This window comes from Curtobacterium flaccumfaciens pv. betae (genome assembly GCF_026241855.1).
Classification (GTDB): Bacteria; Actinomycetota; Actinomycetes; order Actinomycetales; family Microbacteriaceae; genus Curtobacterium; species Curtobacterium flaccumfaciens.
The window spans coordinates 1,319,956-1,345,040 of sequence record NZ_JAPJDC010000001.1 but is presented as its reverse complement, the minus strand read 5'-3'; the positions used below and the strand labels follow the sequence as shown (position 1 = coordinate 1,345,040).

Sequence of the window (25,085 nt, the reverse complement as noted above, 5' to 3'; positions counted from 1 at the left end):
AGATGGCCAAGGTCAAGACAAAGCGCTCACATCGCACCATCCCCCGATCGGACGATGCCGACACCACCGCCCCGGTCGATCCCCCACGGCGCCCCGGCGGCGAAGCTGGACCCATGCCCGAGTCCCCCGCCATCGAGGTCCAGCACCTCGGCAAGCAGTACGCCACCGGCAAACGCGCCGTGGACGACGTCTCCTTCACGATCGAACGGGGCGAGACCTTCGCGCTCCTCGGCCCCAACGGTGCCGGCAAGTCCACGACGGTCGAGATCCTCGAGGGGTACCGCTCCCGCACCGCCGGAGAGGTCCGCGTCCTCGGTCACGACCCGGCACGGACGAGCCGCAGCCACAACGCACGCATCGGCATCGTCCTGCAGACCAGCGCGGAGTCCCCGAACGTCACCGTCGCCGAGCAGCTGAACCACTTCGCGACGCTCTACCCGAAGCACCGCAGCGTCGAGGAGCTCCTGACCGCGACGGGGCTCGAGACGCAGCGCAACACCCGCATCAGCCGCTTGTCGGGTGGCCAGCGCCGCCGCGTCGATGTCGCCCTCGGCATCATCGGCCGCCCGGAGGTCCTGTTCCTCGACGAACCGACCACGGGCTTCGACCCGGAGGCCCGCCGGCAGTTCTGGGATCTCCTGCGCCGGGTGCAGCACGAGGGCACGACGATCCTGCTCACCACGCACTACCTCGACGAAGCCGCCCAGCTCGCCGACCGGGCCGCGGTCATCGCCGACGGGAAGCTCCTCGACCTCGCACCCATCGACGAGATCGGCGGCGCCGAGGCCCGCACGCCCCGGGTCCGCTGGCGTGACGACGACGGCGGACACCACGACGAGCGCACGACCGACCCGACGGCGCTGATCCGCAGCAGCACCTCGCCCATGCACGACCTCGAAGTCATCCGTCCGTCCCTCGAGGACGTCTACCTCGACATGGTGGGCCAGAAGTGAAGACAGCGACGAGCCGCATCTCGTACGAGATCCGCACCTACTTCCGCGCCCCCGACGCGGTCTTCTTCACGTTCCTGTTCCCGATCATCATGCTGGCGCTGTTCTCGGTGGCGTTCTCCGGTGCCGCCGACATCCAGGCCGGCCCCGACGTCAGCGTCGACTACGCCACCTACTACCTGCCCGGCCTGGTGGCGACGGGCATCCTGCTCTCCGGCACGCAGTCGCTCGGCGTCGACATCGCCGGCGAGCGCAGCGACGGCACGTTGAAGCGCCTCGGCGGCACACCGCTGCCCGTCCTGTCGTACTTCGTCGGCAAGATCGGCATGGTCCTCGTCACCACGCTCGTGCAGACGGCCCTGCTGCTGGCGATCGCGAGCCTGGTGTTCGGCGTCGACCTGCCGACCGACGCGAGCAACTGGGGTGTCTTCGCCGGGGTGATGGTCCTCGGCATCGCCACCAGCTGCGTCCTCGGCATCGCGGTCTCGGCGCTCCCCCGCGAGGGCCGGCGCGCCACCGCCACCATCGTCCCGATCGTCCTGGTGCTGCAGTTCATCTCTGGCGTCGACCTGCCCTTCACGCAGCTCCCCACCTGGTTGCAGGACGTCGCCTCCGTCTTCCCCCTGCGCTGGATGGCGTCCGGCATGCGGTCCGTCTTCCTGCCCGGTGCGTTCGAGTCGGGTGAGCCGGGAGGCGCGTGGCACCTCGCCCTCGGAGCCCTCGTGTTGGCAGCGTGGCTGGTCCTGGGCACGGTGACCTGCCTGCTGACGTTCCGGTGGAACCGCAAGGACGCCTGATGGCGCCCCGCTGGTGGGATGCTGGGCACATGAGCGGTGAGACGTGGATGCGCAACCAGTGGTTGCACGTCTTCTTCGCGGCCACGATGCTCCTCACCGCCGTGATCACCGTGTTCGGGTGGTCCCCGTTGTCGATCCGCTGGCCCGCCTACACCGCGGTCGTGGTGCTCGTCGTCGCCTACGCCGTGTTCGGCCACCGCGGCTACGACAGCCCCCGTGCCGCCGCGGCCTTCCTGCCGCTGGTCCTCGTCGCCGCCCTGGTGCTGCCCGCCATCGTGCCGAGCACCGCGTTCGTGCAGTGCATCGCGTTCCCGCTCGTCTGGGTGCAGTCCGAACGGGTCCGCACCGCCGTCCTGCTCTCGGTCGCGGTCGGCGTCGCGAGCGGCATCGGCCTGCAGGTCTCCGGCGGCCAGGACGCCCTCGTCAGCACCGCGCTCATCGAGGGCATCAGCGTCATCGGTGCCTGCGCGATGGGGGTGTGGATCTCGAGCGTCGCCGGCCTGTCCGAGGAGCGCCGCCAGCTCCTCGACGAACTCCGCGCCACCCAGCAGTCCCTCGCCGATGCGCACCGCAGCGCGGGCGTCGCGAGCGAACGGGAGCGCCTGGCCCGCGAGATCCACGACACCGTCGCGCAGAACCTCGCCGGCATCGTCATGCTCACCGAACGTGCCCGCAAGGACCTGGCGAACGACCGCGGTGCCGCGCTCGACGAACGACTGGCGGTCCTCGAAGAGTCCGCGCGTGCCGCCCTCGAGGATTCCTGCGCCCTCATCGCCGCCGGGGTCGCCGGTGCCACGAGCGGCAGCCTGGCCGGGGCCCTGCACCGTCTGGCGGAGCGCTACACCCGCGAGACCGGCACGCCCGTCGCCGTCGACGCGACCGACGGCCCGCTCGACCGCGACGCCCAGGTCGTGCTGCTCCGGGTCGTCCAGGAGTCCCTCGCGAACATCCGTGCGCACGCCGACGCCGGCTCCGTCCGCATCGTCCTGCAGCACGCGCCCGAACGGGTCGGCGTCCGCGTGACCGACGACGGCGTCGGGTTCGACACCGGCGTCCCGACAGCCGGGCACGGTCTCCGGGGCCTCCACGAACGGTTGGCGCTCTCCGGCGGTGCCTGCACGATCACGAGCAGCCCTGGCGGCGGCACCGTCGTCGACGCGAGCCTGCCCACCGGACCCGAGCCGAGCCTCCCGGCCGTCGATCGTCACCCCGTGGCGGAGGTGACCCGGTGATCCGCGTCGTGGTCGCAGACGACCACCCGATCGTCCGGTCGGGCATCGTGGCCCTGCTGCAGGACGCCGACGACGTCGAGGTCGTCGGCCAGGCCAGTGACGGCCGCGCCGCGGTGACCGTGGCACTGGCCGAACGCCCCGACGTCGTGCTCATGGACCTCCGGATGCCCGTGCTCGACGGCGATGCGGCGACGGCGCAGATCCTCGCCGCCGACCCCGGCGTCCGCGTCCTGATCCTGACCACGTACGAGTCCGACGACCAGATCCTCGCGGCCATCGAGGCCGGCGCCACCGGCTACCTGCTCAAGGCCGCCCCGGAGTCCGAGATCCTCGCCGGCGTCCGGGCGACCGCACGGGGCGAGACCGCACTCGCGCCCTCCGCGGCCGCAGCGCTCGTCCGCCGAGCGACAGGCGCGCTCCCCGCCGCCGCCGGCCCGTCGCTGACCCCGCGTGAGCTCGACGTCCTGCGCCTCGTCGCCCAGGGCAACAGCAACCCGGCGATCGGCCGCGCGCTGTTCCTCAGCGAGGCCACGGTGAAGACGCACCTCGGCCACGTCTTCGAGAAGCTCGGCGTGAACGACCGCACCCGTGCGGTGACCCGGGCGATGGAGCTCCAGCTCCTCCCCTGATCAGCGCTGCTGCCGGGCGCCGTCGGTGAGACCAACGAACGCGTTCACTCCCTCGACAGCACCCCGAACGACCACCGCGGTGCGCTCCGGACGCAGGGTGATCGTTCCGTCACCGCTCTCCCTCGTCAGCGCACCAACACCCGGTACGAACAGCCCGTGGACTCCCTTCCCGGCCTGGTGGCTCCAGCCGTTCACGGACCGCCACCGAGGTTCCGTCCAGGCACGCCGGAACCACGCGACGTCGCTCGGGCAGGGGCCGGAACGGTCCTCGTACTGCGCCGTCGTGATCGTGACCGGCTCACCGGAGCCGACCGATTCGACGGGGTCGACGTCGAGCCACCGGAGCAGGTGTGCCACGAGGGATCCTGGACGAACGACACCGAGCGACTCCGAACCGTCCTCGTGGCCGGCACGCACGACGCACTTCTGGCCCTGCATCCAGCACGCCCAGCGCAGTGGCGGAGCGTCGCTCGCGGGGTCACTCGACTCGACGACGAGGAGCGCATCGTGATCGACCACCGGGCCGACGAGTTCGTGGCCCTTGTCGGTGAGGCCACCGAAACGCCCGACGAACCCGAGCTCTCGCGCGGCGACCCCGGTCCCCGAGCGTCGCGCCGCTGCCGGCACCATGCCGCGCTCCCGGAATCGCACCAGCTGGTCGAGCACTCCGACGGGAGTGCGCCACGGAAGGGTCGCACCCGGGCCGGCGGCTGCGGCGAGCGCGCGGTTCCCGGTCGACGGCTCGTCGAGGGGACGGCGCCACCGCGAGTCGAGCAGCCCGTCGACGACCGCGGCGGCTCCAGGCCAGTCACGGGCCGAGCACTCGACCGCCACCCGGACCCGGACATCGCGGAGGATCCGGAGCTCACGGATGACGACGTCGTCCGGTTCGGGCAGGGCGACGAGGACCCGGTCGTCCGTGGATTCGAGGACCAGGGCGTCCGGTCGGTCCCGGAGTCGCCGGACGACCTCCGCCGTCGGATCACCGGAGAAGGACCGCACGTCGATGGACACCGCGTGGTCGTCGCGCTCAAGCCGGATGCCCGGTTCGACCGGACGGGCCGTCCACCCTTCCGGCACCTCGAACACGAGACCGTCGACGATGGCCAGTGCATCCCAGCGGACGTCAGGCCAGGGGTCCCACGGCACGTGCCGGGTCATCGGCGAGCCGCCCGTCGCGACCACCGCGGTGTCGCCCACCGAGCCCCGCCGAACAGCAACCACATCCCGAGCACGCCGCACAGCACGAACGCCACCATCAGGACGAGGGCGAGCACCACAGGCCCGTTGAAGCAGAACGCCGCGACGCCCTCGCAGGCGAGCGCCAGCCCGAGCCAGAACAAGCCGAAGGGCATCGCCGGCGTGCTGCGTCGCATCCACGACCGCCAGAGTCCGGCGTACGCCAGTCCGCCGAGGACGACGAACACCCCGCCGATCGCGATCAGCCAGATCGGTGCACTCACGCTCGACTCCCCCGGTTCTCCGCAACTCCCCTGCTCTGATCCTACGGCGCTGTGCACGAGCGGGGATCCCGTCCTGCGGCGCTCCTGACGGTTCTGGTTCACGATCCCCGAGGATCCCGAACCGGAACCGTCACCGCGCGGACACGAACCCGCGTGCCCCGCGCCGTGGACGCGACCACCGACGAAACGGGAGGCACGGTGCCTGCCCGCACCGTGCCTCCCGTCCGCTCCGGCGCGCGCCCTGCCATCGCGACGCGCGCCCGCTCAGGCCCCCGCGTCCGCCTCCTGCAACCGGACGCGGAGCACCCGCGCTGTGGGGGTCGATCCGCCGTTCGCGACCTCGAGCGAGCCCGAAGCGGCGTCCCACGCCAAGGACCACGACCCGAGTGCCGTCGGGAACAGCGGCTCGACGACCACCGCCTGCCCGGCGCACGCCGGCAGCGGCAACGACACCGACGCCGGCGCACCGGGTAGCGACCACACCGACAGGTACAGGTCGCCCGAGGCGGTGTGCAGACCGAGCGCGACCCACGGGTCCTCCCAGGCGGGCAGCCCGAGGGGCCAGACCGGGACGGACCCCTCGACGACGTCGAGGACCTGCCGGTGTGCCGCGATGGCGTCACCGACCACCGCCCGCTGCGACGACGTCATCTCGTTGAGGTACCCGGACAGGTACATCCGCCCGAGCACCCCGTTCACGAGCGACAGCGTGAACAGCTCCGGGTCCATCGTCGGCGCCGGGTACGCCCAGTTCCCCGCCTGCTCGGGCAGCATCGCGGCGGGAGCGGCGGCGGCGATCGTGGCGGACAACACCGGGTCCTGCTGGTCCGACGTCGACTGCATGTGCAGGCGGGACAACACGGCCCAGTCGGCGCGCATCGCTCCCGAGGCGCAGTTCTCGATGAGCAGTGCCGGGTACCGCTCCTGCACCGCGTCGAGCCAGTCGAGCAGCGCCCGCTGGTGGTCGAGCATCCCGGCGAACGGCCCGGTCATCGTGTTGTTGTCCATCTTGAAGAACGTCACCCCGAGCTCCCCGACGAGCCGGTCGACCACCGCGTCGAGGTGCGCGCGGGCCTCCGGCGAGCGCAGGTCGAGCAGGTGCCGCCCGTGCTCCGCGACCCGGACCCCGTGGTGCTCGACGAACGCGGACGGCGGCAGGGTCGAAGCCAGCGGCGAGTGGATGCCGATGACCTCGGGTTCGAGCCAGAGGCCGGCCTGCATGCCGCGCGCACGGATGTGGTCGATGACGGTGCCGAGCCCCGTCGGGAACCGCGACGCCGCTTCCTCCCACGCTCCGACGGTGTCCCACCAGTGCCCCCTCGGCGTACCAGCCGGCGTCGATGCAGAACAGGTCCGCTCCGGCGTCGGCTGCCGCGTCGATGAGCGGCAGGAGCTTCTCGGTGGTCGGGTCGCCCATGAGGGTGTTCATGTAGTCGTTGAACACCAGGGGCAGGGCACGGTCGGCCTCCCGCACGTGCCGGAACGCCCGACGCTGCCGGGTGAGCACCCCGAAGGCGTCGTCGATCGACGCGGCGATGCCGACGGACACCGGCACCGAGGTGAACGGCTGCTCGGGTGTGACGACGGTGGTCCACTGGTGTTCCTGGTCGGTGGGGCCGCTCAGCAGCAGGTACGCGTGCCGCCGGGTCTCCCCGAGCTCGTACAGCCACGGCCCGTTGTGCTCGACCTGCCAGACGAGCGCGTACGGAAGCGACACAGCGTCCTCCCCCCGCAGCACCCCGATCGGCAGCGCTTCACCGGTCGACCACGAGCCGCGGTTCTGCACGACGGCGCGGCTGCGGGGCGGGTGGTGCTGGGCCTCCCGGTCGATCGCTGCGAGCCCGATGTCACGTAGCGGATCGGTCCGCCAACGGCTCTCCGCTGCCCAGTCGTTGTCGGCGTGCACGAGGGCGAGCTCGTCGACGGTGGCGCCCGAGTCGGCCAGGAACGCCCCGGTCGCGAACGACGAGACGAAGTCGACGACGTGCTCGCCGTGCTCGGCGGACACCTCGGTCCACGTCTGGAACACGGGCACGCCGTCGCGCGCCCGGAACACCGACTCGGCCTGGAGGCCCGTGGCCGCGTCCGCCTGCACGATCCGGAACCACAGGTCGGTCCCGTCGTCGTGCACGTGGTGCGACACGGGGCGCAGTCGCGCCCCGATCGTGGAGTCCACGTGCCGGAACCCGCCCGGGAACCGCCCGTGCCCGATCGTCGTCAGCTCCACGAGTGGCTGCGGGTCGTCCGGCCCGTCGGCGAGCGCTCTGCCCCCGGTCACGAACGACACCAGGGCGACAGGCTGATCGGGGTGGACCCGGAACCGTGCCACGAACCCGTCGGTGACCCAGTCGACGAACGTCGGCCCGTTGCTCATCGCGCCCCGACCGGTGCGGGCTCGCTCGACACCCAGTCCCCGACCGTGTGGTCGTAGCAGGTGGTGTTGTCGATCTTCGTCCGGTCGAGCGGCGGCCCCGCGGTGATCCGGCGCTCGGTGCGCTCCGGGTCGGGGGCGGCCTCGGCGAGCAGCCGGGTGTAGTCGTGGTGCGGGTCGAGGATGACGGCGTCCGACGGACCCCGCTCGACGACCCGGCCGCGGTAGAGCACGAGGATCTCGTCGGAGAAGTGCCGCGCGGTCGCCAGGTCGTGCGTGATGTAGAGCACGGCGAGCTCGTCCTCGCGCTGCAGCCGGCCGAGCAGGTTGAGCACGCTCAGGCGGATCGAGACGTCGAGCATCGACACGGGTTCGTCGGCGATGAGCACCTGGGCGCCGGGGGCGAGTGCACGGGCGATGGCGACGCGCTGCCGCTGTCCGCCGGAGAGCTCGTGCGGCCGCCGCGACGCGAAGTCCTCGTCGAGGTTCACCCGGCCGAGCAGTTCCCGTACCTTGTCGGCGGTCTCGTCGGCGCCGCGGGCCCGGTGGTGCAGCTGCAGCGGCCGGGCGATGTGGTGCTCGATCGAGTGGAACGGGTTGAGCGAGGCGAACGGGTCCTGGAACACCATCTGCACGTGCCGCCGGTACATGCTGCCCTCGACGGGGGTGCCGTCCTCGAGCCGCACGTCGATCGAGCCACGCGTTCTGGTCTCGAGCTTGGCGAGCATCCGCGCGATGGTGGACTTGCCCGAGCCGGACTCCCCCACGAGCGCGACGGTCCGGCCGGGCAGCAGGTCGAACGACACGTCGTCGACGGCCCGCAGCGTGGTGCGCTTCAGGCCCTTGCGGCTGTGGAAGTCCTTGCCGAGGTGGCTGACGGTCACACTGGTCATCGGTCCGTCTCCTGTGCTGCCTGGACCACGACGGCCCGGGTGTCGGTCTCGGGTTCGGCGCCGTCCTCGACCCCGGTGCGGATGAATGCGCCGCGGGCTCCGGACAGGCTCGGGAACGACTGCAGCAGCTTCCGCGTGTACGGGTGCTGCGGGTCGTGCTGGATCACGCTGGCGCGATCGCACTCGACGACCTCGCCGCGGAGCATGATCGCGATCCGGTCGCTGATCTCGAGCAGCAGCGGCAGGTCGTGGGTGATGAACACGACGGCGAACCCGAGCTCGTCGCGCAGTCGGACGATCTCGCGCAGGATCTCCCGCTGCACCACGACGTCGAGCGCGGTGGTCGGTTCGTCCATGATCATGATCTGCGGTTCGAGCAGCATCGCCATCGCGATCATCACGCGCTGCCGCATGCCGCCCGACAGTTCGTGCGGGTACGCGGTGATGCGGGACGGGTCGACGCCGACGCGGCGCAGGGCGTCCTCGGCGATGGCCCGTCGTTCCTTGCGGGGCAGGCCCTTGCGGTGTTCGACCAGGGCGTCGTCGAGCTGGGCGCGGATCGTGGTGACCGGGTTGAGCGCGTTCATCGCCCCCTGGAACACCATCGACAGCTTCGACCACCGCACGGCCCGGAGCTGCTCGTGCGGCAGGCCGAGCAGGTCGACGTCGGTGCCGTCGCGGTCGTGGAACGTGATGCTGCCCGACGTGACCTTCGCCGGCGGCCGGTGCAGCCGGGTGATGGCGTACGCCAGGGTCGTCTTGCCGCAGCCCGACTCCCCCGCGAGTCCGAGGATCTCGCCGGGCGCCAGGGTGAGCGAGACGTCCTTGACGGCGTGCACGGGGTGCTCGGTCTCGTAGACGACGTCGAGGTGGTCGATGGTCAGCACGGCCGGTCGGCGGCCGTCGCCGGTGGCGTCGGAGGTGACCGGTCGTGCGGTGTCGGTGGCGCTCATCGGGCGACCCCCTTCGTGTCGTGACCGGCGGTGGCGACGCGGGTCGGGCCTCCCGAGCGGGCCGCTCGCTTCGCACGACGGTCGCGCCGTCGCTGCGCACGCACGTTCGCGAGTCGCGGGTTGATGACCTCGTCGATCGAGAAGTTCACCAGGGACAGGCCCATGCCGAGCAGGGCGATGAGCAGGCCCGGCGGCACGAACCACCACCAGGCGCCGTTCGCCAGCGCGAAGCCGTTCTGGGCGTAGAAGAGCATCGTGCCGAGCGTCGAGGAGTTCGACGCCCCGAGCCCGAGGAACGACAGCCCCGCCTCCCCGAGGATCGCAGCGATCACCGCGAACACGAACTGCGACGCGAGCACCGGCAGCAGGTTCGGCAGGATCTCGACGGCGATGACCCGCCAGGGCCGTTCGCCGGCGACCCGGGCGGCGGACACGTAATCGCGGTTGCGGATCGACATCGTCTGCGCCCGCAGCACCCGGGCGGACCCGGCCCACGACGTGATCGCCAGGACGACCGCGATGGTCCAGAGCCCGCGGGCCTCACGCGGCACCAGGCCGGAGATGACGATGACGAGCGGCAGGCCGGGGATGACGAGGAACACGTTCGAGAACAGCGAGAACGCCTCGTCCATGATCCCGCCCAGGTATGCACCGAGGATGCCGAAGAACGCGGACAGCACCGTGGCGAGGACGCCGACGATGAGCCCGATCTGCAGGCTGCCCCGGGTGGCGAAGGCGAGCTGCGCCAGGACGTCCTGACCGGTCTGGGTGGTGCCGAGGACGTTCGAGCCGCTCGGTCCCTGCAGCCCGGTGTCGCGGATGGTGGTCGGGTCGCCGACGAGCAGTGGTCCGATCACCCCGAACAGCGTGACGCCGGCGACGAGCGCGATGCCCGTGACGAGCCACGGGGTGAGGGTCGGGAGGAACCTGCGGATGCCGCCCTTCGACGCGCGCCGGGTGGCGATCGACGTGGTGCTGTCGGCCTCCTCGGTCAGCGCGCCGATGGTGGGCTCGGTCTCCTGCTGGATGTTGGTCATGGTCGTCTCCTCCCCTAGCTCCGGGCCCGCGTGCGCGGGTCGATCAGTCCGTACAGCAAGTCGACGACGAGGTTCGCGCCGAGGACCGCCAGGGTGATGAACAGGAAGATGCCCTGCATGAGCGCGTAGTCGTTGTTCGTCACGGCGGACAGCAGCTTCGACCCGATGCCCGGGTACGAGAACACCTGCTCGGTGACGACGGAGCCGGACACGATGAACCCGAGGGAGATCGCGAACCCGGCGACGGACGGCAGCACGGCGTTCCGGGCGGCGTAGTTCCGCAGGATCTTGCCGTCGGACAGGCCCTTCGCCTGCGCGGTGGTGATGTAGTCCTCGGACAGCGTCGACACCATCATGTTGCGCATGCCGAGCAACCAGCCGCCGAGCGACGCGAGCACGATCGTCACCGCCGGCAGCACCCCGTACTGCACCGCCGAGACGATGAAGTCCCAGTTGAACCCGGGCGTCAGGATGACGTCGTAGCCGCCCTGCGCCGGGAACAGGTGGAGCCCGGTGGCGAAGAAGTACACCAGGATCAGCGCGAGCCAGAAGTACGGCACCGCGGCGAGCAGGGTGGTGGCCGGCACGAACGAGTCGAGCCAGGTGCCGGGCCGCCACCCGACGAAGGCCCCGAGGCCGACGCCGATGATCGCGGCCACGATGGTGGCGATCCCGACCAGGGCGATGGTCCACGGCAGCGAACTGCCGATCACCTCGGTGACGGGTGCCGGGAAGTAACTGACGGACACGCCGAGGTCACCGCGGAACACGTTGACCAGGTAGTGGCCGTACTGGGAGATGAGCGGCTCCGAGGAATCGCCACCGAGGAGCAGCTCGTACGCCTCCCGGGTCGCCGGGGTCACCTGCCCGCCGCGCTGCTGGAGCTTGGCGAGCAGGATGTCCACCGGGTTGCCGGGCAGGAGCCTGGGGATGATGAAGTTCAGCGTCAGGGCCGCCCACAGTGCGACGACGTAGAAGCCGATCTTGCGCAGGAAGTAGGTCATCGTCGAGTGCCCCTCGGTCGCGATCCCATCGGTGTCAGCCCTTCGCCGGCTTGAGCGCCTTGAAGATCTCGGCGTTGTCCGGGCTCGCCCAGACCGCCGGGAACGCGTACAGGTCGTCCTTCGTCGGCCAGCCGGTGAACTTCGCCGCGTGGAACTCACTCGTCGTGCCGCCCGTCATCACGGGGATGTAGGGCAGGTCCTCGACGATGTGCTCCTGAATCGTGTCGAGCTCGGGCTGGGTCGCCGCGGTGTCCTCGGGGTTGATCGTGGCGAGCTTCGCGATGGCCTTGTCGACGTCGGGGTTGCTGTACCGCGAGATGTTCATCGGGGCCGCTTCACCGACCTTCGCGGTGTTGGCCGTCGTGAAGTAGTTGTTGTACAGGTAGTACGGGTTCGCCGTCGGGCCCTGGCCGAGCGAGTCGATCGCGAGCTCGAAGTTGCCCTTGGTCTTCTTGTCGGTCCACTCGTTCCACGACGACTGCTGCGCCTTGAGCTCGATGCCCGCGGCCTTGAGCTGCTGCGTCATCGTGTCGATCGCGGTGATGTAGTCGGTCCACCCGGTGACGACCTCGACCGTCAGGGACAGCTTCTTGCCGTCCTTGGCGTAGATGCCGTCGGAGCCCTTCTTCCACCCGGCGTCCTCGAGGGTCGAGGCGGCCGCGTCGGTGTCGGCGGTCTCCGGCATCACGGCCGGCTCGATGTCCTTCGAGATGGTGTCCTTCTGCGTCGTGGTGAGCGCGAAGGTCGGCGAGATCTCGCTCGCGGTGTTCTCGAACGCCAGCGAGTTGAGCTGCTTGCGGTTGATGGCGTCGGCGATCGCGTGGCGGACCGCCGGGTCGGTCTGCGGGCCGGCGCACCCCAGGTCGGTGTTCGAGCAGGTCAGCAGGGCCATCTGGTTCTGGCCGACGGTGATGCCGTCGTAGCCGTTGTAGTTGGCGGGGATGTCGTCCATGTTCGGCACCGGGCCGGTCTGCCAGTCGATCGACCCCTGCTTCAGTGCGTCGGCGCCGGCGGTGTTGCCGGAGAGCGACAGGTAGCGGATGGTCTTCACGGCCGGGGCGCCGTCCCAGTACTTCTTGTTCGCCTCGAGGGTGAACGCCTGCGCCTTGAAGGTGCCGAGCGTGTACGGGCCGGTGCCGACGGGCTCACGCACGACGTCGGTGGTCGGGTCGATGTCCTTCCACAGGTGCTCGGGCACGATCCAGGTCTTGCCGAGCAGGTTCGGGCCGAGCACGAACGACGGCTTGTCGAACGAGACGACCACCTTGTCGTCGCCGTCGGCCTTCGCGGTGCCGTCGTAGCCGATCGAGTTCAGGGCCTTCTGCTTCTTGAGCATGTCGAGCGTGAACACGACGTCCTTCGAGGTGAAGGGCTCGCCGTCGCTCCAGGTGGCCCCGTCGCGCAGCGTGATGGTGAGCTGCGTGCCGTCGTCGTTCCACTCGTAGGACTTGCCGAGCAGCGGCTTCGGGTCCTTCGTGTTGACGTTGGTGATGAAGAAGAGCGACTCGTAGATCGTGCCGACGCCGCCGATGTTGGACGGCGACCACGGGTTGAAGTTGATCTGGTAGTCGCCGGACTGGCCGGTGTACGCCACCAGGGTCGAGGCAGCGGCGTCGTTCGTGCTGGCGGTGCCGCTGGAGCTGCAGCCGCTGAGCGCGAGGCCGGCTGCGAGGAGAACGGCGCCGCCGATGGCGAGCCGTGAACGGGTTGGGTTGAACATCGTTGTCCTCTCGGTCTGCGTCGTCGCAGGGTCCACGTTGTGAGCGTGATTGTTACACGCGTAAACTAAGGCGGTCAAGGGGTCGGGTCACGGCCCCGTAACGATGAGGAGACGCAATGGAGCGGACCACCCTGGACGGCACGTGGACCCTCGAGGCGGTGACCGGGCCCGAGCAGTCGGCGGAGCACCGCGAACCGGTCGAGGCGCAGGTCCCCGGCTGCGTGCACACCGACCTGCTGCGGGCCGGCCGGATCCCCGACCCGTTCGACGGCGACGGCGAGGCCGCCACCCAGTGGATCGGCGACACCGTCTGGCGCTACCGCCGCACGTTCGAGTGGACCGCGCCGGACGAGACCCGCCACGACCTCGTCGCCGAGGGCCTCGACACCCTCGCCACGATCGAGCTCAACGGCATCGTCGTCGCGACCACCGCCAACCAGCACCGCTCGTACCGGTTCCCCGTCGGGCACCTGCTCCGACCGGGCACGAACGAGCTCGTCGTCACGTTCGACGCGCCCGTCCCCGCAGCCGAGCGTCTGTCCGCACTGCACGGCGGCGAGCTGCCCCACGTCAACCACCACCCCTACAACGCGCTGCGCAAGAACGCGTCGAACTTCGGGTGGGACTGGGGCGTCGACGTCGCCACGAGCGGCGTCTGGAAGTCGATCGGCATCGAGTCCTGGAGCGGCGTCCGCATCGCGGCCGTCCGCCCGCTCGTCGACCTCGACGGCACCACCGGGGTGCTGACGTCCCACGTCGACGTCGAGCACGCCGGCTCCACCGGCTCCTTCTCGCAGGCGATCGGCAGCGCGCCCGTCGCGTCCGCGGACGGTTCCGCGGGCAGCGGCCCGGAGGCCCGGATCACCCTGGCCCCGCACCCCGCGTCCGCAGGGCACCCGGGCTCCGACACCGCCGGCCGGGTGGTCGGCGCGCGCCCCGTCGTCGACGGCGCGGCGACCGTCCGCCTCGAGGTCCCCGACGTCGCCGTCTGGTGGCCCCGCGGCGAGGGCGACCAGCCGCTGTACGACGTCCGGGTCGAGGTCGGCGACGACCTGTGGACCGGCCGCGTGGGCTTCCGCACCGTCACGCTCGACACCGCTGCCGACGCCGGCGGGGCACCGTTCCTGCTCCGCGTCAACGGCCGTCCGGTCATGGTGCGCGGGGCGAACTGGATCCCCGACCACGCCTACCTGACCGAGATGACACCCGAGCGGTACGCGGACCGGATCCAGGACGCGATCGACGCGAACATGAACCTGCTCCGCATCTGGGGCGGCGGCATCTACGAGTCCGACGACCTGTACGACCGGTGCGACGAGCTCGGCGTCCTGGTGTGGCAGGACTTCCTGTTCGCCTGTGCCGCCTACGCCGAGGAGCCCTGGCTCGCCGACGAGGTCGAGCCCGAGGTCCGCGAGGCCGTCACCCGCCTCAGCCCGCACCCGTCGCTCGTGGTGTGGAACGGCAACAACGAGAACCTCGTCGCCTACGCCGAGTGGGGCTGGCGGCCGTCGCTCGTCGGCCGGACCTGGGGCAACGGCTACTACCGTTCCCTGCTGCCGTCGGTCGTCGCCGAGCTGGACCCGACCCGGCCGTACACGCCGGGCAGCCCGTTCTCGTTCGACGAGTACCTGACGCCGAACGACCAGCGGAACGGAAGCGTGCACATCTGGGACGTCTGGAACCGCCTCGACTACCGCGCCTACGCCGACTGGGAGCCGCGGTTCGTCGCCGAGTTCGGGTTCCAGGGCCCGCCGGCGTGGTCGACCCTGACCGCGGTGGTGCACGACGAGCCCCTCGACCCGGACGGCCACGAGATGCTCGTGCACCAGAAGGCCGACCAGGGCAACCGGAAGCTCGCCGACGGCATGCGCGGGCACCTGCCGTCGCCGACGAGCATCGAGGACTGGCACTTCGCCGCGCAGCTCAACCAGGCGCACGCGATCCGCTTCGGCATGGAGTGGTTCCGCTCCCGCACGCCCGACAACACCGGCATGGTCGTCTGGCAGCTCAACGACGACTGGCCCGTGGTGTCCTGGGCCCTCGTCGACCACGCCGGCATCCGGAAGCCCGTCTGGTACGCCGTCCGGCAGGCCTACCAGCCCGTGCTGCTCACCGTGCAGCCGTCGTCCGGCGGCCAGGGTGGGCTCGACGTCGTCCTCGTCAACGCGTCCGGGGCGTCGGTTGCCGACGAGGTCACGGTCTCCCGCGTCGCCTTCGACGGCACCGTGCTCGAGTCGTCGTTGTTCACGCTCGCGGCCGACCCCGCCGATGCCGCCCGGGTGCAGCTGCCGTCGTCGCTCGCGGTACCGGGCGACCCCGGTTCCGAGGTCCTCGTCGTCACGGGAGCCGGCACCCGCACGGTGCACGACTTCGCCGAGGTCGTCGACCAGGCACTCGAGCCCTCGCCCCTGTCCACGGTCGTGTCGGCGACGGACGACGGCGCGACGGTCACCGTGACGGCGACGGCGTACGCGCGCGACGTCTCGCTGTTCCCCGACCGCGTGGATGCGGCCGCCCGCGTCGACGACGGGTTGGTGTCCCTGCTCCCCGGCGAGTCGGTGACCTTCACGGTGACGGGAGCGCCGGGCATCGCTGCACAGGAGCTCGACCACCCGCTCGTCCTCCGACACGCGGGTTCGCTCCTGCCCTGACCGGGGCGTCGCGCTGACGGTTCCGGTTCACGATCCCCCGGGTTCGCGAACCGGAACCGTCGGTCGAACGTGCTCAGTCGAGCGCGCGGAGCTCCAGCACGATCGCGGTCGCGGGGGCGAGCAGCGGGAGCCGTGCGCCGACGTCCTCGAGCACGGCGCCGGTCAGTTCCAGGTGCCCGCGCACGAGCCACTCCGGCGGCACCATGTCGAGCCCGTGCGGCACGGCGAGCCCGGCCACCGGGGCGAGCCGGTAGCGCCGCGACCGGTCGAGTCCGCGCACCCGGAGCGGCACCGGCAACGACCTCGGCCCCGTCTCCGTCCGCGCCACCCGCACCAGCGCCCGCGAACGGTCGGTGGCCACGACCGACGTCGCCACCGTCCCCGGGTCCCCGAGGTCCAGGTGCCGCAGCCGCCCGGAGTGCAGCAGCCCGCGCTCCCGTCGGTACAGCGCCGTCCAGGCCCGGAGCCGGTCGAGCTCCTCGGGTGACAGCTTGGTGATGTCGGTCTCGATGCCGGCCGAGCCGAACAGCGACACCGCCATCCGGAAGTCCAGGTCGAGGTGCCGGCCCGTGGTGTGCGAGACCTCCGGCCCGACGTGCGAACCGATCAGCTCGAGCGGGAGCAGCGCCTCGGTCCAGCGCTGGATCGGCAGTCGCTCGAAGGCGTCGTTCGAGTCCGACGGCCACACCCGGTCGGTCCGCTCGAGTACGCCGAGGTCGATCCGGGCACCGCCGCTCGCGCACGCCTCGATCTCGAGCCACGGGTGCCGCGCACGCAGCTCGTCCATCAGCGCGTACACGCCGCGGGTGTGCGCGTCGATGCCGGCGCGACCCGCGTGCACCGCGTGCACGATGTCCCGGTTCTGGTCCCACTTCACGAAGTCGACGTGGTGCGCACCGATCACGCGGGACATGCTCTCGAGCACGTGGTGCCGGGCCAGCGGGTTCGCCATGTCGAGCACGTACTGGTTCCGCCACGTGCGGACGTCGTCCTCGGGACGCTGCAGCATCCACTCGGGGTGGGCCTCCGCCAGCTCGGACACCGGGCTGACCATCTCGGGCTCGAACCACAGCCCGAACTCCATGCCGAGCGCACGCACCCGGTCGACGAGCGGTGCCAGCCCGTCCGGCCACACCGTCGGGTCGACGCGCCAGTCCCCGAGCGAGGTCGAGTCCGACCGCCGGCCGAGGAACCACCCGTCGTCGAGCACGAACCGCTCGACGCCGATGTCCGCCGCCGTCTCCGCCAGTGCCACCAGGGGTTCGAGCTCCTGCCGGTAGTAGACGGCCTCCCACGTGTTCAGCACCACGGGCCGGGGTCGTCGCGGGTGCCCCGGGCGACTGCGCAACGAGTCGTGCAGGCGGTCGGACAGCCCGTCGATCCCGGTGTCGCTCCACACGAACACGGCGTCGGGGGCGGTGAACGACTCCCCCTCGCCGAGCACGACCTCGCCGGCGCGCAGCAGTTCCCCGGCACCGAGCAGCGGTCGCGCCTCGGCGAGCTGGTCGTACCGGTACACCGAGTCGGCGCTCCAGGCCAGGTGCACCGCCCACAGCTCGCCCTCGGCATCCGAGAACCCGGGCGTCCCGAGCACGAGCAACGTCGGCGAGTCGTGGCCGGTCCGCCCGCGACGGCTCTCGCGCGCGTGGCTCCCGGCGGTCGCGGCCCGGCGCTGCGGGGTGCGCTCACGGGTCCACCGTCCGCCCAGGTCGAGCACCTCGGTGATCCGCTCCCCCACCGGCAGCGTCGCCTCGAGCGCCTGCACGTGCACGGGTTCGGCGTGCGTGTTCGTCACCGTGTGCCGCACCCGCAGCACCCCGGCGGTGTCGAGCGCGAACTCGCTCCGGAGCGCCACCGAGTCCGACTTGGCGGTCACGACGATCCGCTGTTCGTCCGCGACGGAGACGACCGCCGTGGCGACGTCGCGCCACCGCGGCACGAGCGGCAGCCCGTCCACGTGCCCCGCGATCCCCGGTCGACCCTCCCACCCGTCGCGCTCGGTCGGCAGCACCGTGAGGGGCCACCGCGCGTCGAGCGCACTCGGTCCGAGCGGCCGGCCGAGTGCGAGCAGCAGGTCGGCCGTGTCGTCCGGCGCGACGGGCCCGACGTCCCGACCCCAGTGCAGCACCTCGGGCAGCCCGTCCGCCGCGGAGGCCAGCACCAGCGACACCCCGGCTGATCGCAGCACGTGCACCCGTCGATCGCCTGCACCGACGGCTGTCGACTCGCGCTCCACGACGGTCACGAGACCCGCTCCTCGCGCAGCACGCGGACGCGTCCGGCCGGCACGACGGTGTCCGGCCCGTGGCCGGACCCGTCGAGCAGGTCCGTCCCGGACGCGACGACCGTGACGTCGTCAGCACGGTGGTTGACGAGGAACAGGAAGGCGGAACCGTCGTCGCCGACGCGACGCACCGCCTCCAGGCCGGGAGGCCCGGTGACCGTCCGCAGGATCCCCCGCTCCGCGATCACCCCGTCCACGAGCCGTTGGATGCTGTCGTCCGCGAGCATCGCGGACACGTACCAGGCGCCGCCGCCGACGGCGCGGCGCGTGACGGCGGGCCGGCCCGCGAGCGGGCCGTCGGTGTACCGGAGCACGGACTCGGCGTCCTCGAGCACGACCGCTTCGGCCCAGTCGGTGACGACCTCGCCGTCGTCGAGGGTCCAGCGTTCGTCGCGCTGCAGCGGGGTGAACTCCTCGCTCCAGGCGCCGAGCACCTGGCGGAACGCTCCCGGGTAGCCCCCGGTGCGGATGCGCGCGGTCTCGTCGGCGACGCCGGACAGGTACGTGACGATCAGGGTGGCGCCGCGGTCCACCACGGCGGACAACCGCGCGGCGGTCGCATCGTCGACGATGAGCATCATCGGCACGACGACCACGTCGTAGCCGTCCAGGTCGGCGTCGGCGGGGACCACGTCCGTCAGCACCTGCCGGTCGTGGAACGCGCGGTGCCAGGCGCGGAGCTCCCGGCCGTAGCGCAGGCCCCGGTGCGGCTTGAGCCCCGACTGCACGGCCCACCCGGAGGCCTCGTCCACGACGATCGCGACCCGGGCCGGCTCGACTCGGGTGCCCTGCACGGGTGCGAGGTCCTGCAGCGCCCGGCCGAGGGCGAGCACCTCGCGCCAGATGCGTGTGCGGGTGCCGGCGTGCGGGAGCATCGCCGAGTGGAACTGCTCCGCGCCCGCGGTGGAGGCCCGCCACTGGAAGAACAGCGCCCCGTCCGACCCGTGCGCGACGTGCGCCAGGGCGTTCCGGACGAGCTCGGCCGGTTCCTTGGCGCGGTTGCGCTGCTGCCAGCTCGGGCCACCCGTCGAGTGCTCCATGAGCAGCCAGGGACGGCGGTCCGCCGACATCCCGCGCATCCGGTCACCGGCCAGCGCGAGGTCCTGCTCGCGGCGGGCGTCATCGACGAGCGTGTAGTGGTCGTTCGCGACGATCGCCACGTGCTTGGCCCAGCCGGCGTAGTCGACGACCTGCGACCCGGCACCCACCATGAAGTTCGTCGTGACCGGCACGTCCGAGTGCTGCTCGATGACGGCTTTCTCAGCGTCGTACTGGCGGAGCAGCGCGTCGGACGAGTACCGCTCGAAGTCCAGCGCGAGCCCGGGGTTCGGCGCTCCGCCCACACCGCGCGGCGGCGAGACATCGTCGAACGAGCTGTAGGTGTGCCCCCAGAAGGCCGCGCCCCACGCGTCGTTCGCGGCCTCGACGTCGCCGTACTTCGCGACGAGCCAGTGCCGGAAGTCCGCTGCCGACTCCTCGCAGTAGCACCGGCCGTTGCCGCCGCCGAGCTCGTTGCTCACGTGCCAGAGCCGCACCGCCGGATGTCGGCCGTACCGCTCGGCCAGCGCGTCGACCATGCGGAGCGCGTGCTCCCGGAACAGCTCGGAGGCCGGGCACCACCCGAGTCGCCCACCCGGTCGTTCCCGCCGCTCCGTCGCGTCCACGGGCAGGATCTCCGGGTGTGCGGTCAGCAGCCAGTTCGGCGGGGCAGCGGTCGGCGTCGCGAGGTCCACCGCGATGCCGTGCTCGTGCAGCAGCGCGAGCACGTCGTCGAGCCACTCCCACGTGAAGTCCCCCGGCGACCGCTCGAGCAGTGTCCACGAGAACACCCCGACGGTGACCAGGTTCACCCCGGCCTCGCGCATCAGTCGGACGTCCTCGAGCCAGGTCTCCCGGGGCCACTGCTCGGGGCTGTAGTCGCCGCCGAACGACAGGCCGTCGGTCGGCCAGGGGACGGTGGGGGCAGCGGTCACGGCATCTCCTTCGATGGTGTGGACCGCTCAAGCCTCCCGTCTGCGTCCGCGTTTGTCAACGTGTGTAACTAACGCGTCGAAACCTCTACCGGCTCTCTCGGCCGATCACTCCCCCAGCAGCCGACGGATGGCGAGCACCGCCCCGGCTCGTGCCCACTCCGAGAACTCGAACGGCTGTACCTCCACCGTGACCGGCTCGGTGTACGGCGCCAGGGCGGCCCGCATCGCGTCGTCGACGGTCGCCCGCGCCAGGTCGTACACGGGCAGCCCGTCGCCCGTCAGCACGATCGCTGCGGGGTCGGCGATGTGCACCGCGGTGGCGAGCAGGACCCCGAGGGCGCGGCCCGCATCCTCGAACGCAGCGAGGGCTGCCTCGTCGCCGTCCCGGGCGAGCTCGACCACCTGGTCGTAGGTCTTCCCCTCGTGGCCGGCGTTCCGCACGATGACCGGGCTGGGCAGGTAGCTCGAGGCACACCCGGCGTGACCGAGGCCACAGTCTGGACCGCCTCCGAGGACGGGAAGGTGGCCGATCCGCCCCAGCCGCCCGTGCTCCCCGGTGGAGACCTGCCCGTTCGCGATGAGCCCGAGGCCCAGTCCCTCGCCGACCGTCACGAGCACCATTGACCCGCGGCCGGCACCCGCACCGAACCAGTGCTCCTTCGCCGTGAGCGCGTGGACGTCGTTCGCCGTGAAGGTGGCGATGCCCGTCCGTTCCTCGAGCATCCGGGCGAACGGCACCTCGTGCCACCCGAGGAACACCGACGCCGCGACGACGGACTCCCCCGCGCGGACCATGACGTCGCCGGGCAGCGAGACGCCGATCGCGCAGATGGCCGGGTGCGCAGCACGGAGTCGGCCGAGCACCGCCGTGATCTGCTCCGCGAGCGACTCGGCGGCGGTGTCGTCGATGCCTTCTTCGTGCAGGGCGAGGACCCGTCCACCCAGGTCCGTGACCGCGGCGTACAGGCGGTCCTTCGTGAGCTTGATGCCGAGGAACTCCCACTGCCCGCTGCTCACCTGCAGGAGCTCCGACGGCCGGCCGGTGGCGCCGCGCACATCAGTGCCGACCTCGACCACCAGCCGCTGTGACACGAGGATGCGCATCGCCCGCGTGAGGCTCGCCCGTGAGAGCCCGAGTGACCGAGCGATCTCGGCGCGGGAGAGCACCCCGTGGATGAGGATCTCCCGCAGAGCCAGTCGGGAGCCGTCGGGCAGGGCCGGCCAGGCTTCGGTCATCGTTCCTCCGTCGTCGGCTGATCCTACGGCCTGACCGGTCCCCGTCGAAAAGGACCCAGAACGGGCCGTGAACGCAGAAAACCCCTGACCACGAATGGTCAGGGGTTCCCTGGTTCTTCTACGTTAAGTCCGGCGGCGTCCTACTCTCCCACAAGGTCCCCCTTGCAGTACCATCGGCGCTGAGAGGCTTAGCTTCCGGGTTCGGAATGTGACCGGGCGTTTCCCTCTCGCTATGACCACCGGAACACTTTCGACCAGATCATGCATTTGGTCTCAAAGCTGTCCCAGCTGCTATCTTCCGTGAAGAAGACAGAGCGGTGTATTCAGTTTCGATTCCCGATCGTCTGTCGGGAACCACAAAGTGGACGCGAGCCCGTGCAACAAGTGCACGGAAATCAGTGTGTTATCAAGTCTTCGGCTTATTAGTACCGGTCAGCTCCACGGGTCGTTAGTCCCCGCTTCCACATCCGGCCTATCAACCCAGTAGTCTGCTGGGAGCCTCTCACACTCAAGGTGCATGGAAATCTCATCTCGAAGACGGCTTCCCGCTTAGATGCTTTCAGCGGTTATCCGGTCCGAACGTAGCTAATCAGCGGTGCCCTTGGCAGAACAACTGACACACCAGAGGTTCGTCCATCCCGGTCCTCTCGTACTAGGGATAGATCTTCTCAAATTTCCAACGCGCGCAGCGGATAGGGACCGAACTGTCTCACGACGTTCTAAACCCAGCTCGCGTACCGCTTTAATGGGCGAACAGCCCAACCCTTGGGACCTACTCCAGCCCCAGGATGCGACGAGCCGACATCGAGGTGCCAAACCATGCCGTCGATATGGACTCTTGGGCAAGATCAGCCTGTTATCCCCGAGGTACCTTTTATCCGTTGAGCGACAGCGCTTCCACAAGCCACTGCCGGATCACTAGTCCCGACTTTCGTCCCTGCTCGACCTGTCAGTCTCACAGTCAAGCTCCCTTGTGCACTTACACTCGCCACCTGATTGCCAACCAGGTTGAGGGAACCTTTGGGCGCCTCCGTTACTCTTTGGGAGGCAACCGCCCCAGTTAAACTACCCATCAGGCACTGTCCATGAACCCGATCAGGGTCCTACGTTAGACATCCAAAGTGACCAGAGTGGTATTTCAACAATGACTCCACGAACACTAGCGTGCCCGCTTCACAGTCTCCCACCTATCCTACACAAGCCACTCCGAACACCAATACCAAACTGTAGTAAAGGTCACGGGGTCTTTCCGTCCTGCTGCGCGTAACGAGCATCTTTACTCGTAGTGCAATTTCGCCGAGTTCGCGGTTGAGACAGCTGGGAAGTCGTTACGCCATTCGTGCAGGTCGGAACTTACCCGACAAGGAATTTCGCTACCTTAGGATGGTTATAGTTACCACCGCCGTTTACTGGGGCTTAAATTCAGAGCTTCGCCCAAAGGCTAACCCTTCCTCTTAACCTTCCAGCACCGGGCAGGCGTCAGTCCGTATACATCGTCTTGCGACTTCGCACGGACCTGTGTTTTTAGTAAACAGTCGCTTCCCACTGGTCTCTGCGGCCTTCAACGCTCACGGAGTAAATCCGGTCACGTGTCCGGCCCCCCTTCTCCCGAAGTTACGGGGGCATTTTGCCGAGTTCCTTAACCACGATTCTCTCGATCTCCTTGGTATTCTCTACCTGACCACCTGAGTCGGTTTCGGGTACGGGCGGCTGCAACCTCGCGTCGATGCTTTTCTCGGCAGCATAGGATCACTGATTTGCCCTTACGGGTACGCGTCGGATCTCAGGCACACAGACGACGGATTTGCCTATCGTCAGCCCTACATCCTTACACCAGGTTCACCTTACGGATACCATCGCCTGGCTCAGCTACCTTCCTGCGTCACACCTGTTCATACGCTAACCGCACCAGCATGGGGTCGAGCGTTAGACCGGCCACCATCACCCCGAAGGGATCCGGTTGTACCGGGTTAGGACTCTTAGCACCACTGGATTAGCTTGGGCGGTTGTTCGCCGGTACGGGAATATCAACCCGTTGTCCATCGACTACGCCTGTCGGCCTCGCCTTAGGTCCCGACTTACCCAGGGCGGATTAACCTGGCCCTGGAACCCTTGGTCTTTCGGAGGACGGGTTTCTCACCCGTCTTTCGCTACTCATGCCTGCATTCTCACTCGTGTAGCGTCCACGGCTGGATCACTCCGCCGCTTCACTCGCCACACGACGCTCTCCTACCACTCCGCACGACTGAACCACGAAGGCTTGTCTATAGTGCGAAATCTACAACTTCGGTGGTGTGCTTGAGCCCCGTTACATTGTCGGCGCGGAATCACTTGACCAGTGAGCTATTACGCACTCTTTCAAGGGTGGCTGCTTCTAAGCCAACCTCCTGGTTGTCTGTGCAACTCCACATCCTTTCCCACTTAGCACACGCTTAGGGACCTTAGTTGGTAGTCTGGGTTGTTTCCCTCTCGACGATGAAGCTTATCCCCCACCGTCTCACTGCTGCGCTCTCACTCACCGGCATTCGGAGTTTGGCTGACGTCAGTAACCTGTTGAGGCCCATCGGCCATCCAGTAGCTCTACCTCCGGCGAGAAACACGCAACGCTGCACCTAAATGCATTTCGGAGAGAACCAGCTATCACGAAGTTTGATTGGCCTTTCACCCCTATCCACAGCTCATCCCCTCCATTTTCAACTGAAGTGGGTTCGGTCCTCCACGACGTCTTACCGTCGCTTCAACCTGGCCATGGATAGATCACTTCGCTTCGGGTCTAGAACATGCGACTCAAACGCCCTATTCAGACTCGCTTTCGCTACGGCTGCCCCTCACGGGTTAACCTCGCCACATATCACTAACTCGCAGGCTCATTCTTCAAAAGGCACGCCGTCACCCCTACTAAGGAGGCTCCGACGGTTTGTAAGCAAACGGTTTCAGGTACTATTTCACTCCCCTCCCGGGGTACTTTTCACCTTTCCCTCACGGTACTTGTCCGCTATCGGTCATCTGGGAGTATTTAGGCTTATCAGGTGGTCCTGACAGATTCACACGGGATTTCTCGGGCCCCGTGCTACTTGGGATACACATCCGGCCATAACACCATTTCGTCTACGGGGCTGGCACCCACTACGGCCCGGCTTTCAAACCGGTTCGACTATGATGCGCTGTAACCGTCCCAGTCCGGCAGAACTGAGTGACGTGTCCCACAACCCCGACCATGCAACGCCCGCCGGCTATCACACATGATCGGTTTAGCCTCATCCGCTTTCGCTCGCCACTACTCACGGAATCACATGTTGTTTTCTCTTCCTGTGGGTACTGAGATGTTTCACTTCCCCACGTTCCCTCTACCCGCCCTATATATTCAGGCGGGAGTCACCAGGTCGCAAAACGCCTGGCGGGGTTTCCCCATTCGGAAATCCTCGGATCGATGCTCGATTATCAGCTCCCCGAGGCTTATCGCAGATTTCTACGTCCTTCATCGGCTCCAGATGCCAAGGCATCCACCGTTTGCTCTTAGAAACTTGACCACAAAGATTAAAATTGCGATCCAACGTCACCAATCAACAACCCGAGGGCTGATCATGGATGACGCGAATCAAAGATGCTCGCGTCCACTGTGTAGTTCTCAACATACGATCGGCACCAGCACTCCCCCACCACAACGGTAGGTTCACCCTGGCCCGACGAAGGACCCGTAGGCCCAACCCCCACCACCACTCACGTGACGACAGGAAGCCTGGTCCCTCAGGACCCAACAACGTGCACCAGCCAGTCGCTCCACCCCGACCCGTCCCAACCCTGCAAGCAGAGCGTACTGAGGTCGGAAGCATCACTCCCAACTGCACTGTCAATGTTCCACCCATGAGCTACCCGTCGGACACGTTCGGTC

Annotated in this window: 17 protein-coding genes and 2 rRNA genes; 6 read left to right on the top strand and 13 right to left on the bottom strand. The window is 69.0% G+C overall.

Annotated elements, in window-relative coordinates; genetic code table 11:
- Positions 1-113: 113 nt before the first annotated feature.
- Genes ORG17_RS06340 through ORG17_RS06325 form a run of 4 tightly spaced genes read left to right on the top strand, consistent with a single transcriptional unit; the run spans position 114 to position 3,608 of the window.
- Positions 114-953, top strand: coding sequence for an ABC transporter ATP-binding protein (locus ORG17_RS06340; RefSeq protein WP_250892511.1), 840 nt, complete (start codon positions 114-116; stop codon positions 951-953).
- Positions 950-1,747 (top strand): ABC transporter permease, encoded by a 798-nt coding sequence (locus tag ORG17_RS06335; RefSeq protein WP_214527638.1) that lies wholly within the window; start codon positions 950-952, stop codon positions 1,745-1,747. Before ORG17_RS06340 ends, ORG17_RS06335 begins: the two co-directional genes overlap by 4 nt.
- A 29-nt stretch (positions 1,748-1,776) precedes the next feature.
- A complete protein-coding gene (locus tag ORG17_RS06330; protein ID WP_214527639.1) occupies positions 1,777-2,979 on the top strand; it encodes a sensor histidine kinase in 1,203 nt (400 codons plus the stop codon).
- A complete protein-coding gene (locus ORG17_RS06325; RefSeq protein ID WP_214527640.1) occupies positions 2,976-3,608 on the top strand; it encodes a response regulator transcription factor in 633 nt (210 codons plus the stop codon). The genes ORG17_RS06330 and ORG17_RS06325 overlap by 4 nt, the downstream gene beginning before the upstream one ends.
- On the opposite strand, the gene ORG17_RS06320 is transcribed toward ORG17_RS06325, so the two are convergent.
- From ORG17_RS06320 to ORG17_RS06310, 3 genes are all read right to left on the bottom strand, one after another.
- Positions 3,609-4,808 carry a hypothetical protein gene (locus ORG17_RS06320; RefSeq protein WP_214527641.1) on the bottom strand — a complete coding sequence of 400 codons (1,200 nt, stop codon included), beginning with the start codon at positions 4,806-4,808 and terminating at the stop codon, positions 3,609-3,611.
- Entirely contained in the window at positions 4,766-5,071 is a 306-nt protein-coding gene (locus ORG17_RS06315; RefSeq protein WP_111058151.1) for a hypothetical protein, read from the bottom strand. Before ORG17_RS06315 ends, ORG17_RS06320 begins: the two co-directional genes overlap by 43 nt.
- A 264-nt stretch (positions 5,072-5,335) precedes the next feature.
- Positions 5,336-6,316 (bottom strand): glycoside hydrolase family 36 protein, encoded by a 981-nt coding sequence (locus ORG17_RS06310; RefSeq protein ID WP_301565401.1) that lies wholly within the window; start codon positions 6,314-6,316, stop codon positions 5,336-5,338.
- On the opposite strand from ORG17_RS06310, the gene ORG17_RS06305 reads away from it, so the two are divergent.
- Entirely contained in the window at positions 6,315-6,926 is a 612-nt protein-coding gene (locus ORG17_RS06305; RefSeq protein ID WP_214527642.1) for a hypothetical protein, read from the top strand. The two genes, ORG17_RS06310 and ORG17_RS06305, sit on opposite strands and share 2 nt — an antisense overlap.
- Before the next feature lie 515 nt (positions 6,927-7,441).
- On the opposite strand, the gene ORG17_RS06300 is transcribed toward ORG17_RS06305, so the two are convergent.
- Genes ORG17_RS06300 through ORG17_RS06280 form a run of 5 tightly spaced genes read right to left on the bottom strand, consistent with a single transcriptional unit; the run spans position 7,442 to position 13,049 of the window.
- Positions 7,442-8,335 (bottom strand): ABC transporter ATP-binding protein, encoded by an 894-nt coding sequence (locus tag ORG17_RS06300; protein ID WP_214527643.1) that lies wholly within the window; start codon positions 8,333-8,335, stop codon positions 7,442-7,444.
- Complete coding sequence (locus ORG17_RS06295) at positions 8,332-9,288, bottom strand: ABC transporter ATP-binding protein (protein WP_051596654.1); 957 nt, start codon at positions 9,286-9,288, stop codon at positions 8,332-8,334. The genes ORG17_RS06300 and ORG17_RS06295 overlap by 4 nt, the downstream gene beginning before the upstream one ends.
- On the bottom strand, positions 9,285-10,325 hold the full coding sequence (locus ORG17_RS06290) for an ABC transporter permease (protein ID WP_084741308.1): 1,041 nt from the start codon (positions 10,323-10,325) through the stop codon (positions 9,285-9,287). The genes ORG17_RS06295 and ORG17_RS06290 overlap by 4 nt, the downstream gene beginning before the upstream one ends.
- 14 nt (positions 10,326-10,339) lie before the next feature.
- Positions 10,340-11,329: an ABC transporter permease gene (locus tag ORG17_RS06285; protein ID WP_071247140.1), complete on the bottom strand. Its 990-nt coding sequence runs from the start codon at positions 11,327-11,329 to the stop codon at positions 10,340-10,342.
- A gap of 34 nt (positions 11,330-11,363) precedes the next feature.
- Positions 11,364-13,049, bottom strand: coding sequence for an ABC transporter substrate-binding protein (locus ORG17_RS06280; protein WP_194622259.1), 1,686 nt, complete (start codon positions 13,047-13,049; stop codon positions 11,364-11,366).
- Between the two features lie 116 nt (positions 13,050-13,165).
- On the opposite strand from ORG17_RS06280, the gene ORG17_RS06275 reads away from it, so the two are divergent.
- On the top strand, positions 13,166-15,700 hold the full coding sequence (locus ORG17_RS06275; RefSeq protein ID WP_214527644.1) for a glycoside hydrolase family 2 protein: 2,535 nt from the start codon (positions 13,166-13,168) through the stop codon (positions 15,698-15,700).
- Positions 15,701-15,773: 73 nt separating this feature from the next.
- On the opposite strand, the gene ORG17_RS06270 is transcribed toward ORG17_RS06275, so the two are convergent.
- From ORG17_RS06270 to ORG17_RS06250, 5 genes are all read right to left on the bottom strand, one after another.
- The gene (locus ORG17_RS06270; protein WP_301565251.1) at positions 15,774-17,945 is read right to left on the bottom strand and encodes an alpha-galactosidase; all 2,172 of its coding nucleotides are present in this window, start codon (positions 17,943-17,945) and stop codon (positions 15,774-15,776) included.
- Positions 17,942-19,957 carry a beta-galactosidase gene (locus tag ORG17_RS06265; protein ID WP_214527645.1) on the bottom strand — a complete coding sequence of 672 codons (2,016 nt, stop codon included), beginning with the start codon at positions 19,955-19,957 and terminating at the stop codon, positions 17,942-17,944. Before ORG17_RS06265 ends, ORG17_RS06270 begins: the two co-directional genes overlap by 4 nt.
- Positions 19,958-20,062: 105 nt before the next feature.
- Complete coding sequence (locus ORG17_RS06260) at positions 20,063-21,193, bottom strand: ROK family transcriptional regulator (RefSeq protein ID WP_214527646.1); 1,131 nt, start codon at positions 21,191-21,193, stop codon at positions 20,063-20,065.
- A gap of 127 nt (positions 21,194-21,320) precedes the next feature.
- Positions 21,321-21,437, bottom strand: a 5S ribosomal RNA gene (rrf, locus tag ORG17_RS06255).
- A 158-nt stretch (positions 21,438-21,595) separates the two neighbouring features.
- Positions 21,596-24,723 (bottom strand): 23S ribosomal RNA (locus ORG17_RS06250).
- Positions 24,724-25,085 lie beyond the last annotated feature (362 nt).